The sequence below is a fragment of the Luteococcus sp. genome (assembly GCF_043424415.1).
Lineage (GTDB): Bacteria > Actinomycetota > Actinomycetes > Propionibacteriales > Propionibacteriaceae > Luteococcus.
In genome coordinates, this window is sequence record NZ_JBHWOO010000018.1 from 1 (window position 1) to 12,547 (window position 12,547).

General features: G+C 69.9%; 9 protein-coding genes. 5 read left to right on the top strand and 4 right to left on the bottom strand.

The window, feature by feature from the left end:
• A partial coding sequence (locus ACHFFZ_RS00685; protein ID WP_394274740.1) for a hypothetical protein occupies positions 1–204 on the top strand: 204 nt, incomplete at its 5' end.
• 120 nt (positions 205–324) lie between these two features.
• Here ACHFFZ_RS00685 and ACHFFZ_RS00690 read toward each other — a convergent pair.
• The 4 genes from ACHFFZ_RS00690 to ACHFFZ_RS00705 all read right to left on the bottom strand — a co-directional run bounded on the left by ACHFFZ_RS00690 (position 325) and on the right by ACHFFZ_RS00705 (position 5,713).
• Positions 325–1,032, bottom strand: a complete 708-nt coding sequence (locus tag ACHFFZ_RS00690; protein WP_394274741.1) for a hypothetical protein — start codon at positions 1,030–1,032, stop codon at positions 325–327.
• A 138-nt stretch (positions 1,033–1,170) separates the two neighbouring features.
• Positions 1,171–2,571, bottom strand: coding sequence for a threonine/serine exporter ThrE family protein (locus ACHFFZ_RS00695; RefSeq protein ID WP_394274742.1), 1,401 nt, complete (start codon positions 2,569–2,571; stop codon positions 1,171–1,173).
• A gap of 126 nt (positions 2,572–2,697) precedes the next feature.
• Positions 2,698–4,185, bottom strand: coding sequence for a threonine/serine exporter ThrE family protein (locus ACHFFZ_RS00700; RefSeq protein ID WP_394274743.1), 1,488 nt, complete (start codon positions 4,183–4,185; stop codon positions 2,698–2,700).
• A gap of 121 nt (positions 4,186–4,306) precedes the next feature.
• A complete protein-coding gene (locus tag ACHFFZ_RS00705) occupies positions 4,307–5,713 on the bottom strand; it encodes an amino acid permease (protein ID WP_394274744.1) in 1,407 nt (468 codons plus the stop codon).
• Positions 5,714–5,940: 227 nt separating this feature from the next.
• Between ACHFFZ_RS00705 and ACHFFZ_RS00710 the strand changes: the two genes are divergently transcribed.
• From ACHFFZ_RS00710 to dnaK, 4 genes are all read left to right on the top strand, one after another.
• The gene (locus ACHFFZ_RS00710) at positions 5,941–8,238 is read left to right on the top strand and encodes a hypothetical protein (RefSeq protein WP_394274745.1); all 2,298 of its coding nucleotides are present in this window, start codon (positions 5,941–5,943) and stop codon (positions 8,236–8,238) included.
• 44 nt (positions 8,239–8,282) lie between these two features.
• The gene (locus tag ACHFFZ_RS00715; protein ID WP_394274746.1) at positions 8,283–9,587 is read left to right on the top strand and encodes a serine dehydratase subunit alpha family protein; all 1,305 of its coding nucleotides are present in this window, start codon (positions 8,283–8,285) and stop codon (positions 9,585–9,587) included.
• A 699-nt stretch (positions 9,588–10,286) separates the two neighbouring features.
• Entirely contained in the window at positions 10,287–10,856 is a 570-nt protein-coding gene (locus ACHFFZ_RS00720; RefSeq protein ID WP_394274747.1) for an alpha/beta fold hydrolase, read from the top strand.
• Between the two features lie 525 nt (positions 10,857–11,381).
• Positions 11,382–12,547 (top strand): molecular chaperone DnaK (gene dnaK, locus ACHFFZ_RS00725; protein ID WP_394274748.1); only part of this gene is annotated, 1,166 nt, incomplete at its 3' end.

Below are 12,547 nucleotides of genomic sequence, written 5' to 3' on the forward strand. Positions count from 1 at the left end.
GAACGATGGGTGCTGGTCGACGTCCCCGGCGCCTCGCACTGGGCCAAGCACACCCGCGGACTGGTGGCGCGTCGGCTGTGCCAGACCGACGTGGTGAAGCGGCCCACCGACCTGCCGGCCGCGCTGGGGGAGGGCTTCCACGTCGAGATGGTGATGCCCGACAAGGCTGGCCGCCCGTGGACGGCGCTGGTCACGGCGGTCTGAGGATCGGCTGCACGAGGTGAGGACACCAACCCTGGAGCACCACGGCCGGCCGGAGGGAGAGTCCGGTCGGCCGTCGCACGGGAAGGGGTCACCCGCGAGGGGATCTCAGGGGGTCAGGGATCAGGCGGGGGTCTCCTCGCTGGAGGGAGCGGGGCTGGCCTGCGGCGAATCCTGTTGCTGGCCGTCCATGCCCGGACCGCCGTGGCGGCCGCGACCGCCACGATCGCCCATGGTGTGGGCGGTGATGGTCTTGAGGTCCTTGCTCACCTCGTAGCCCGCACGGTCGCCGTCCTTGGTGCCCATCACGTGGTAGGCGCCGTCGGAGTCCTTCATCACGTGCTCGACGGTGAAGGCCGAGTCCTTGGCCTTGACGGCCTCGGTGACCTTCGTGAGTTCACTGCCGGTCACCTCGGTGCCGCGGGCGCCGTGGCCACCCTCGCCGGGGCCGCCGGTGCGCACCTCGATGGTCTTGAGGTCCTTGCTGACCTCCACCATCACGCGCTTGCCGTCCTTGGTGCCGTGCACGTCATAGGAGCCGTCGGGATCGGCCTCCACGCTGGTGACGGTGATGGTCTTGTCCTTGGCGGCGACGGCGGCCTCCACCTTCGCCAGCGCATCGCCAGTGACGGCGGTGTGCTCGTGGTGGCCGGGGCCTCGCTGGTCTGCGCCACCGTCGCCGGGCGTGGCGCTGGAGCTGCTGGACGGGCTGGCGCTGGCCGTGCCGGTGGACTCTGCATTGGCGTTCAGCGCAGCGCTGGCACCACCCACGACGACGAGGCCCGCGATGGCCAGGCTGGCGAGCGTGGTGGCCGACTTCTTCTGGGACATGGTCTCTCCTGTGTTCTGGCCGACAGCCTGCCTGTCGACACCAACCAGCGTCGGCCGCCTGTCTGGGGCGGGGCTGTCGTGAACTTGTCAGGAAGCTGTGAATCGGATCCGGCCAGCTGAAGCCGTCGCAGGGGCAGTTCAGCCGTGCGCCTGCTCGGCCAGGTCGAGCCGGCCCCGGTGCAGGTCTTCGGAACGCCGGCGCAGCACGATGGCGGCCAGCATCGCCCCGAAGCTGGTGCCCGCGGCCAGGCCGACCGCCACATAGGTGGAGCCGAGCAGCAGCCAGGTGGCGGTGGTCGGGTCCTCGTCGGTGATCGCGAAGACGCCGCGGTAGAGCATCATGCCCGGCATCAGCGAGGCGATCGACGTCGTGGTCAGGGCCACCAGGGGGATGTGGACCCAGTGCACCAGCAGGCGCGTGACGAAGCCCAGCACCAGCGCGGCGATCCCGACGCGCGCCGGGTGCGAGGAGGTGATCCACGCCGCGCCCAGGTAGCTGGCCCACAGCACGATGCCGAGCACGGTGGCGGTGGCCAGGGCTCGGGCGCGCATCACGCAGCGCACCCCGAAGGCCAGCGCGATCAGGCCGGCCGAGGCGAGCTGCAGCACATGGTCCGGCGTCTGGCTCGCACCGGGCTCCAGCTGGGCCGCCACACCAAAGCTGCGCCCCAGCCACAGGGTGGCGACCAGGCCCATCACGATGCCGCCGGTGGTGGAGACCACCTCCAGGATCCGGGCCGCCGCCCCCAGGAAGTTGCCGTCGATCACGTCGCCCGCGGCGGCGACGGTCCCCATGCCTGCCAGCAGTGAGACCATGCCGGCCGCGATCACCAGCGACAGGTTGAGCGTCGGCATCGTGAACGGGGCCCACTGCTGCAGCACCAGCGCCAGCAGCGCCAGGGTGGTGGGAATGGAGGCGCACACGGCGGTGGTGAAGAAGGACCCCATCGTCCAGCGGTCCAGCCAGCGACGCACCTCGTCGACCAGCATCGTCGAGACCGCCGTCACCACCATGTCGACGGGTCCGCCGCCAAGCAGCACCACGATCGCCGCCCCGAGCAGGGCCGCGGCCGCCAGACGGAACCAGCGCGGGTACTCGAAGGGGCTGGCGGTGATGTGGTTGAGACGCGCCTTGGCCGTCTCCAGGTCCAGGCCGTCGTCCTTCTCGACATCGCTGACCAGGTTCTCGACGCGCTCCAGCCGGTCGTAGTCGGTCTGGTCCGGGGTGACGGCCCGCATCATCGTGATCGGGGTGGTGGCGGCGGTGGGCTCGTAGCTGATCAGGATCCGCGAATAGGTGACATCGAGCTGGACCGGAAGCCCGAAAGCCCCGGCGGCGCGACGCACCAGCGTCTCGGTGCGTGCCGCGCTGGCACCGGCCCTCAGGGCCAGGTCGCCGATGTGGCTGGCGAAGTCGGTGATGGTGCGGGCACGTTCGACCTCGATTCCGTCGTCGGCGGCCAGCTCCATCTCCTGCTCGGCCGTCTTGACGGCATTTGATGCCGGGCCGGGCGCGCGCCGGCGGTGCTGCTGGGACATGGCTCTCCTGGTACTGCGTCGTGGGGTGCTCCTGCTGGGGAACCGACACAGCTTGTCACCTGCAGGCAGACCCACGGACCATCCCGCGCGGCGACCCTTGTCAGCGCCCCGCCGAGGAGCTGACGCTCACGAAGACCTCATTGCGCTACGGCCGGAAACACCATGCTGGCTGGTGCGGCGGCGCCGCACCGCCGAGCCGTCGCCATTGGCGCGGATGGGGCGGCTCACTGTTCCCTTGGTGACATAGCGCAGCACCGTGTTGGCCAGGGAAGCGCCGAAGCTGGTCCCGATGGCCAGCCCGGCACCGGTCATCAGGCACTTGAGCAGCAGCACCTGCGCGCTGTTCGCGGGGTCGGGGATCGCACCCCCGCCCGGCATCTCGCTGACCATGGCGAAGATGCCCCGGTAGAGCAGCAGGCCCGGCATCAGTGGTGCGACGCCGGTGCTGATCAGGGCGACCATCGGGATGCGCAGGGGAGTGGTCAGCAGCCGGGCCAGCGCCCCGATCACGAGGGCGGCCAGCGTGGAGCGGGCAGGGGTGGAGGTGGTGGCCACCACCGAGGTCATGTAGGCCAGTTGGGCGACCAGGCCAATGCCCATCGCGGCCAGGGTGGAACGCGGCCCCATGTTGCACAGCACGCCGAAGGCGGCACTGATCAGACCGGCCGAGACCAGCTGCGTCGCGCTGCCAGCGGTGAAGCCCCCGATCGGGGCCAGGTAGCTCGGCACCCCCAGCCACAGGCCCAGGGACAGGGTGGCCAGCAGGCCGAGCACGATGCCCGAGGTGAGCACCACCACCTCCACCAGGCGGCTGCCCGCACTCATGTAGTAGGCGTCGATGGCGTCACCGGCGGTGGTGACGATGCCCAGCCCGGCCAGCAGCGGCACCATCCCGGCGGCCACCACCAGGCCGGGGCTGGCCTGCTGCAGGGTCTCGGGCAGGTTGGCGCGTCCGGTCATCACCGCCAGCCCGACCAGAGCGGCCACGGAGGCCGCCGCGGCCTGGGTGAAGAAGGTGTTGAGACCGCGCTGGGTCATCGCATTGCGCACGGCCTCGACGCCGAAGGTGGTGAGCATGGCGAGCAGCACGTCGGCCTGGTTGCCGCCCAGCAGCATCGCCACGCCACCGCCCATCAGCGCCGCGCAGGCGTGCAGCACCCACAGGCGGTAGCTGCCAGGGTCGTGGCGGATGTGGCGCAGGCGATCGGCGATCACGTCCAGCGCCAGCTCGTCGGGCCCCATCCGGGAAATGAGGTTCTCGACGCGGGTCAGCCGGTCGTAGTCGATGCCGCCCGGGGCGACCATCCGCATCACGGTGATCGGGTCGCTGGCCACCGACGGTTCGTAGCTGACCATGATGCGGGTGTAGGTGATGTCCACCTGTGCGGGAAGGCCGTAGTTCCTGCAGATCGACAGCACCAGGCGCGTCGTGCGGTTGGCCGTCGCGCCGCTGGAGAGCATCATCTCGGCGGCCCGCATGGCCAGGGCGACGATGCTGCGCGCCCGGGCCGACTCGACATCGGTCTCTTCGACCTGCTGCAGCGCCTGCTTCTTGTTGCGGTAGGCGTGGGCCATCGAACGGGAGGCCCGTGCCAGACGGGTACTTGCGGGCATGCTCGGGCTCCTGCAGGGACGGCGGTGGGGGGCGCCCCCCATTAGTACCGCCTCCGGCAAGGCCGGGTCGAGCCTGGACACGCGGCTCGCCGGCATGTCTCGACCCGCGGCCCCGGCGCGCTCAGCGCAGGCGGGGCTGGCGTCGCGCCTTGATCCGGTAGGCGACGGCCAGCAGCACGATCCAGACCGGCCCCACCACCAGCACCGCCGGGCGGTAGTCGGGGATGAAGGTCATCAGCACCAGCACTGCCGCCAGCGCCACCAGCACCAGGTAGTTGCTGACGGGGTGCAGCGGCATCCGGAAGGTGAGGCGCTCGGCCATCGGGCCCAGGCGGCGGCGGAACTTCAGCTGGGTGATGACGATCATCGCCCAGTTGAGGATGCCGGCCACCAGCGCCACCGAGATGACGTAGCCGAAGACCTTGCCCGGGAAGAGGTAGTTCAACACCACCGTGAGGGCCGTGACGGCCGAGCTGGCCAGCACCGCCACCCAAGGGCTGCCGGCGCGGTTCAGCCGCAGGAAGACACGCGGCGCATTGTCCTGCTGTGCCAGGGAGTAGAGCATCCGGCCATTGGAGTAGAGCCCCGAGTTGTAGGCGCTGACGGCGGCGGTGAGCACCACGACGTTGAGGATGTGGGCGGCACCGGCGATGCCGAGCCGGTCGAAGATTGACACGAAGGGTGAGGTCTGGCCGTCGAGCTGGTTCCACGGGTAGATGGCCAGCATCACGAAGATGGCGCCCACGTAGAACAGCAGGATGCGCCAGACCACCTGGTTGATGGCCTTGGGGATCGAGCGCTGGGGGTCGTGCGCCTCGCCGGCGGTGATGCCGACCAGTTCGACGCCGCCGAAGCTGAACAGCACCACCACCATGGCGGTGGCCAGGCCCCAGGCTCCGTTCGGGAAGAAGCCGCCGTGCTCCCACAGGTTGCCGATGCCGGTGGCATTGCCGCCATTGCCCCAGCCGAAGACGATGATCGCCATCCCCAGCAGGATCATCGCGACGATCGCGGCGACCTTGATGATCGCGAACCAGAACTCGAACTCTCCGAAGGCCTTGACGCTGATCAGGTTCACCGCCGTCACCAGCGCCAGGAAGACGGCGCTGGAGACCCACAGCGGCACCTGCGGGAGCCAGAAGTTCACGTAGGTGCCCACCACCACCAGCTCGGCCATCGAGACCGCGATGTAGTTGAACCAGTAGTTCCAGCCCGAGAAGAACCCGGCGAAGGGCCCCCAGTTGCGGTAGGCGTAGTGGCTGAAGGCCCCCGAGACGGGCGTGTGCACGCTCATCTCGCCCAGGGCGCGCACGATCAGGAAGATCACCGCCCCGCCCAGGAGGTAGGCCAGCAGGATGGCTGGCCCGGCCATCGAGATCGACTGGCTGGAACCGTAGAACAGGCCGGTGCCGATGGCGCCTCCCAGCGCGATCAGCTGGATGTGGCGGTTCTTCAGCGACCGTCGCAGCCCGTCGGGCTCGCCGACCGGGTCGACGTCGGTGCTTCCGGGGCGGGTCGCGGAGCTCATGGGCGCCGAGTGTAGTGCTTGGGGCGGGGAGGCCGACGGTTGTCCACCCGGTGCCGGACCGCGCATCTGGCGGCCAGGCAGGCCATGGAGCGCGCCCAGCCCTGAGGAAAGGATGTCGAATGGAGGGGGTGCTGCCACCCGGAGGGGGCATTGCGGCCCGCCAAGAACTGGCCGGGCGGCACTAGTGTTGACAAGCAGTCCAACCAGTACAGAAACCGAGGGACACCATGGATGCGCCCGCGCCGATCGACTTCGCGCCCCAGGAGCTCTTCTTCTCCAGCACCGACTCCCGTGGCGTCATCGAGAAGGCCAATGGCGTCTTCGTGCGCCTCTCCCAGCACCCTTGGCAGGAGCTGGTGGGCGCTCCCCACAACGTGATCCGCCACGGCGACATGCCCGGCGCGGCCTTCAAGCTGATGTGGCTGACCCTGCAGGCCCACGAACCCTTCTGTGCCTATGTCGTCAACGCGGCGGCCGACGGCCGTCCCTACATCGTCTTCGCCACCATCACCCCGCTGGGCGACGGCTACCTGAGCGTGCGCTCCCGGCCGATGGCGCTCGAGCTGCGCGACACCGCCTTCTCCCTCTACGCCCAGACCCGCGCCATGGAGCGCGAGCTGCTGCAGCAGGGAATGTCCGGTCCGGCCGTCGCCACCAGAGGGCTGGAGGAGCTCTCCCGCCTGCTGGGCGAGGCGGGACTGACCAGCTATACCGATTTCATCCTCGCCGCATTGCCCGCCGAGGTGGCCGCGCGCGCCGAGGTGGTGGGCCCGGTGCCCACCCGCGAGGGCGACGGGCCGCTGCACGACCTGTTGGCCAAGGTCGTCGCGATCGACCACCAGCTGAGCGACTGGACCCTGCAGATGGAGCGTCTGGCCGAGCTGACCTCGTCGCTTCAGGCCGGCGCCGAGGGACTGCGCGCCCTCACCGCTGCCTCCAGTGCCACCGCCGAGCAGGTGGGTGCGGCGGCCGGTGACGGTGCGGCCCCGATCATGCTGGCGGTCAACGTCTGGGCATCGATGATGCCCGAGGTGGAGCAGGCGATCGGCGAACTGCTGGCCAGCCTGGCCGAGCTGGCCGACAGCTCCGCCCGCACCCGTTTCCACATCGCCCTGGCCCGTCTGCACAATGACGCCACCGCCCAGTTCGTCGTCGAGCTCATCGACGGCGCCGGGCAGGAGGCCCGGGGCAGCGGCACCGACGCGATCAGCGACCTGGCGCGCGCCCTCGACGAGGGAATGGCACACACCGCCGAGCAGGGCCGCCGCAATGCCGAGCTGGCCGCATCGGTGGCCACCCAGATCGATGCCGTGCGTGACCTGATGCTGGTGCCGCAGGGACTCCTGGGCAACTGGCAGCAGATGGCCTCCGAGCGTAGCGACGACCAGGCCGGCGCGCTGGTGCCGGTGATGGCGGGCCAGATCGAGGACGGCGACCGCAGCTCGGCCCTGCTGCAGGGCCTGGCCGGGCAGTGCCGCGAGCAGGCCGTCCCGCTGGACGTCTCGGGCATCGAGACGGAGCTTGTCGAGGTGCGCCGACTGGTGCGCAGCATCGACGACGACGCCCCTGCCGCGCCATCGCGACGCGCGTCCCGGGCGATGCCCATCGAGGACGACGAGGACGACGCCCCCGTGGAGATGTCGCGCCGTGCCTCGCGCGCCATGTCGGCCGGCGACGATGACGAGGACGGCCCGGCCGTGCCGTCGGGCCCCCGCCGCGGCGCCAGAGCCCGGCGGCACACGACCTGGTGGAAGGGACGAGGCGCGCAGGTGGCAAGCAGCCCCCAGTGCCTTGAGCCCCGACCGGAAGGTCTCCGCTCAGGAGCGGGTGAGCGCTTCTGGCACCAGCAGCGGCCCGTCAGGCGAGACCTCCACCTGGTGCACGGTGCTCCCGACGCCCACCGCGACGGTGTCGTCGTCGATCCAGCGCACCGATTTCACCGGATCGTCCAGGACGGCCAAGGTCCAGTAGCGCGAGGACAGGCCACCCTGCTGCTGCAGGCGCAGCACGTGCTTGGCGTGCCCGTGACGGCTGGAGGTGACCACCTGCACCACCAGCTGGCGGGTGGGCGAGGGATAGCTGCCGTGGGTCTCGATGGCGCCCAGCGGACCCCCGTGGAATGCGAGTGCCGCCATCAGGGTCATGCCGACGACCGCGGCGGCGGCACCTTCCACGTAGCGCTCCCGGCGAGACAGCAGCCCCGTGACGGCGGCGGTGGCGGCCAGCAGCAGGAATCGGCCCGGAGACGGGAGCCCCTGGGCGGCGACGAACCCCTCGGGGCCGGCCAGCAGGGCGGAGACGCCGGCCATCAGGACACACGCCAGCGCCACGCCGGCGCAGGTGCGCAGGGCGGTGGCGGGGTACCCGTGTTCGGTGGGCCGTGGCTGGTCCATGACGTCAGCGTGGCAGCCGCGCCCCTTGCCGGTCTCAGGTCGGACGGTCGGCAGAATTGTGTGGCGGGGGCGGTCCTTTGCCTTGTCCCGCGGGATTGGGCCGGATCCGGCGAGGGAGGTGCGCGAGGGTGAACCCTAAGCTCGCGCACAGCTGCCCGGCGGAGCAGGATGGGGGCATGCAGGACGAGACGCAGCGCCGCCGCAGGATCATCGAGGCCCTCCACCATGGGGTGGTGCCCGCCATCGGGTGCACCGAGCCGGTCAGCCTCGCGCTGGCCGCCGCCCGCGCCGCCCGGCTGGTGGGCGGGGTGGTGGAGCAGGTGGAGGTGAGGGCCTCGGCCAACCTGGTGAAGAACGCGATGGCGGTCACCGTCCCCGGCACCGACCTGCCCGGGCCCGCCATCGCGGCCGCCCTGGGGGCTGTCTGCGGCGACCCGGAGGCAGGGCTGGAGGTGCTGGGGCGAGTGGCTCCCGGTGACGTGGAGCAGGCCCGTGCGCTCGTCGACGCGGGCCGGGTGGACGTGCAGCTGGCCGACGGTGACGAGCTGCTGCGCGCCGAGGTGGCGGTGCATGCCGGGGGCCGCTCGGCACGGGTGTGCATCGCCGGTGGGCACACCCAGGTGGTGCGCGAGGAGCTCGACGGACGCTGCCTGGTGGAGCGGCCCGCGCCAGCAGCGGACGAGGTGGACGAACACACGCGGCTGTTGCGCAGTTGCACCCTGCGCGAGGTCCACCAGGCTGCCATGGGGGTGCCGCTGGAGCAGATCGCCTTCCTGCGCCGGGCGGCGGAGCTGAACGGCGAGCTGGCCCGTCGCGGCCTGGGCGAGGCGCCAGGGCTGGGCGTGGGGGCCCGGCTGCAGGCGGCCGTCGAGTCGGGACTGGACGCGGAGGGCCTGCGCTCGCGGATGGTCACCCGCTCGGCCGCAGCGGCGGATGCCCGGATGGGCGGGGTACCGCTGCCGGCGATGACCAATTCCGGCTCGGGCAACCAGGGGATCACGGCCACGATGCCGGTGGTGGTGGCCGCCCAGCACGTGGGGGCCGACGACGAGCAGCTGCTGCGTGCCCTGGCGCTGTCGCACCTGGTGGCGCTGCGCGTGCACGCCAGCCTCCCGGTGCTGTCGGCCTTCTGCGCCGCGGCCTCGGCGGGGATGGGGGCGGCTGCCGGGGTCTGTCACCTGATGGGCGGCGGCTATGAGGCGGTGGAGCGGGCGGTGCAGACGATGGCCGGCGACACCGTCGGGATGGTCTGTGACGGGGCCTCACCGGGTTGCGCGCTGAAGGTCTCCTCGGCGGTCTCGTCGGCGCACGGAGCGGTGGTGCTGGCGCTGCAGGGGCAGCGGCCCGCCGGAACGTGTGGGTTGGTCTTCGACCGGGTGGAGGACACCATCGACGGTTTGGGCCGCATGGCGGGGCAGGGGATGGCGGCCACCGACCGCGAGATCCTGCAGATCATGATGGGCAAGCCGGACCAGGCCTGATGGCTGGCTGAGGCGGCTCCGGACGGTGGTGTCCCCTGATGGGGTGACAGGCCTGGCCTGACATCGGGCACGATCTGGGTCATTTGTCCCCTGGGCTGGTGACAGTGGGGCCTTCAGGGCTGAAGCGCGCCTGAAATGCTGCAGTTCAGAGCTGTTGACCGTGAAATCTCTTCAGTTGTGGTCACTTGTCCGTGCGAGGCATCATTGTCACATTGCAGGGCGCCGATCGGGGGATCAGGGCCCAGTGGAGGGAAGCTTCGGGGGAAGCGACCCACCCAGTTCGGGGGAACTGGATGCAGTATCTGCGCAGGTTTCGGGGGGAGCCACGCGCCAGTCGGTTCGGGGGAATCGACACGGCCCACGGGATTCGGGGGAATCCGAGGGCAGCACGAACACAAGGGACCGGACAACTCGGGTTGTCCGGTCCCAGTTCGTTGTCGCACGTCTTCTCATCGACTGTGCAGGTCGAACGGCCGCGGCGCACGAGCCTTGCGAGATCCGCCTTGTACACGCCGGCCCTGGGGGATTCAGCAGACCCGGCGAAGCCCATGCCCCCGTGGCCGCAGTCGAGGTCGGCACAGCGCTCACGGCGACATGGCTGGATCGCTGGTGACCGGGTGCTGGATCCCTGCCGTGTCCACGAGGGTCCAACATGGGAGGGGCCCTTCACGAGAGGGCCCAGCATGAGAGGCTTCGCCCATGCGTCGAGCTGACCGGGTTCAGCTGTACTCGGGTTTCCCCATGGCCAACCAGGACTACGCCCCGCTGGTGCGCGCCGTCGAGGAGTTCATGCCAGGCAAGGAGGTGGTGCTGGCCCATTCGCATGGAGCCCTTGTTGCATTGGCCTCCACCCCGCCCGACATCTCCCTGGTTCTCCTGGCGCCCAGTGATCCCCGCCGCCCCCGGCCCGGACGATCCCTGTCCGCATGGCTGCTGCGGACCCTGTCGGTACTGCCGCGAGTCAACCCTTGGCTGGCCGAGGCGCTGCGCCGACGGTCATTCGCTGCGATGGGCGTGGCGCCTCCTGCTGGTCCGCCCCTGTCCTTGGCCGATGCCGCGAGACGGCTGCGCGTCAAGGGAGTGGACGTTCGTCCCCGAGCGGAGGTGCTCGTGATCACGTCCCCCAGCGACCCCCGCCATCAGGAGCAGTTGGAGCTGGCCCGTGACCTGGGCGCCACCGTCCGCCTGGTGGAGGGCGGGCACATGTTCCCGCTGACGGATCCCGTCGACACCGCACGGGTGATCTCGGACCGCCTCAGCCGTCGGTGAAGGGCTGGCGACGCAGTTTCCTGTTCAGGTGGTGGATTCCCTCGTCTCAGCCCCGTCCCCAGCGGCGGTTGCGTCATCCAGCGCGTGCCCAATCACCCTTCCTGCCAGGCCTTGTGAGAGCGTTGTGATCCGATGTCGGATCAATACGCACTCATTGTGCGCCGGTGTCACGGCGCACCGTGCGCGTCCCGACGTCGCCTGCTGCGGGCCGTGCCCCCTTGACCATGCTGTGCCTGCACAGCGTGCTCGGGAGCAGGCCTTGTGTGAGCCACGTGAACGTCTCGTCGGCGCTGTGCCGGAGGGCCATCAACCCTGACCGGTCGCAGCCCAACCCTGATCCAACCCTGGGTTGAGTCGATCGCGCTCAACTTCGACTTGAGTCGATCCGACTCATCCCCTAGAGTTGAGTCCGCAAGGCTCAAGGGCAACACCGAGAGCCTGGAGAACCATTCAAGAGCTTCCCGGGCAGCTGCCCAGCAGCTCGCCCGCATCGAACACACGCAAGACCAATCAGGAGGAATCACCATGGCTCGTGCAGTCGGTATCGACCTCGGCACCACCAACTCCGTCGTCGCAGTCCTCGAGGGCGGCGACCCCACTGTCATCCCCAACGCCGAAGGCGCCCGCACCACCCCGTCGGTGGTGGCATTCAGCAAGACCGGTGAGGTCCTGGTGGGCGAGGTCGCCAAGCGCCAGGCCGTCACCAACGTCGACCGCACCATTCGCTCCGTCAAGCGCCACATGGGCACCGACTGGAGCATCAAGATCGACGGCAAGGACTACAAGCCCCAGCAGATCAGCGCCTTCGTGCTGCAGAAGCTGAAGCGCGACGCCGAGGCCTACCTCGGTGAGCCGGTCACCAATGCCGTCATCACCGTCCCGGCCTACTTCTCGGACGCCGAGCGCCAGGCCACCAAGGAGGCCGGCGAGATCGCGGGCCTGACCGTGGACCGCATCATCAACGAGCCCACCGCCGCGGCGCTGGCCTACGGCATGGACAAGGATGAGCAGACCGTCCTGGTCTTCGACCTGGGTGGCGGCACCTTCGACGTCTCGCTGCTGGAGATCGCAGACGGTGTCTTCGAGGTGAAGGCCACCAAGGGTGACAACCGCCTCGGCGGCGACGACTGGGACCAGCGCGTCGTCGACTGGCTGGTCACCCAGTTCAAGAACAAGAACGGCGTCGACCTGTCCAAGGACAAGATGGCCAAGCAGCGTCTGCAGGAGGCCGCCGAGCGTGCCAAGATCGAGCTGTCCTCCTCGCAGGAGACCCGCATCAACCTGCCCTACATAACCGCCGGCGCCGAGGGCCCGCTGCACCTGGCCGAGACGCTCACCCGCTCCGAGTGCCAGCGCATGACCCAGGACCTGCTGGACCGCTGCAAGGTGCCCTTCAATGCCGTGATCAAGGACGCCAACACCTCGGTCGACAAGATCGACCAGGTCATCCTGGTGGGTGGCTCCACCCGCATGCCCGCCGTCGCCGAGCTCGTCAAGGAGCTGGCCGGCAAGGAGCCCAACAAGGGCGTGAATCCCGATGAGGTCGTGGCGCTGGGTGCCTCCCTGCAGGCCGGTGTGCTCAAGGGCGAGGTGAAGGACGTGCTGTTGCTCGACGTGACCCCGCTGAGCCTGGGCATCGAGACCAAGGGCGGCGTGATGACCAAGATCATCGAGCGCAACACCACGATCCC

Excerpts from the sequence above, each read along its gene's own strand:
- ACHFFZ_RS00690 (WP_394274741.1), bottom strand. The coding sequence starts at position 1,032 with ATGTCCCAGAAGAAGTCGGCCACCACGCTCGCCAGCCTGGCCATCGCG.
- ACHFFZ_RS00695 (WP_394274742.1), bottom strand. The coding sequence starts at position 2,571 with ATGTCCCAGCAGCACCGCCGGCGCGCGCCCGGCCCGGCATCAAATGCC.
- ACHFFZ_RS00700 (WP_394274743.1), bottom strand. The coding sequence starts at position 4,185 with ATGCCCGCAAGTACCCGTCTGGCACGGGCCTCCCGTTCGATGGCCCAC.
- ACHFFZ_RS00705 (WP_394274744.1), bottom strand. The coding sequence starts at position 5,713 with ATGAGCTCCGCGACCCGCCCCGGAAGCACCGACGTCGACCCGGTCGGC.
- ACHFFZ_RS00710 (WP_394274745.1), top strand. The coding sequence starts at position 5,941 with ATGGATGCGCCCGCGCCGATCGACTTCGCGCCCCAGGAGCTCTTCTTC.
- ACHFFZ_RS00715 (WP_394274746.1), top strand. The coding sequence starts at position 8,283 with ATGCAGGACGAGACGCAGCGCCGCCGCAGGATCATCGAGGCCCTCCAC.
- ACHFFZ_RS00720 (WP_394274747.1), top strand. The coding sequence starts at position 10,287 with ATGCGTCGAGCTGACCGGGTTCAGCTGTACTCGGGTTTCCCCATGGCC.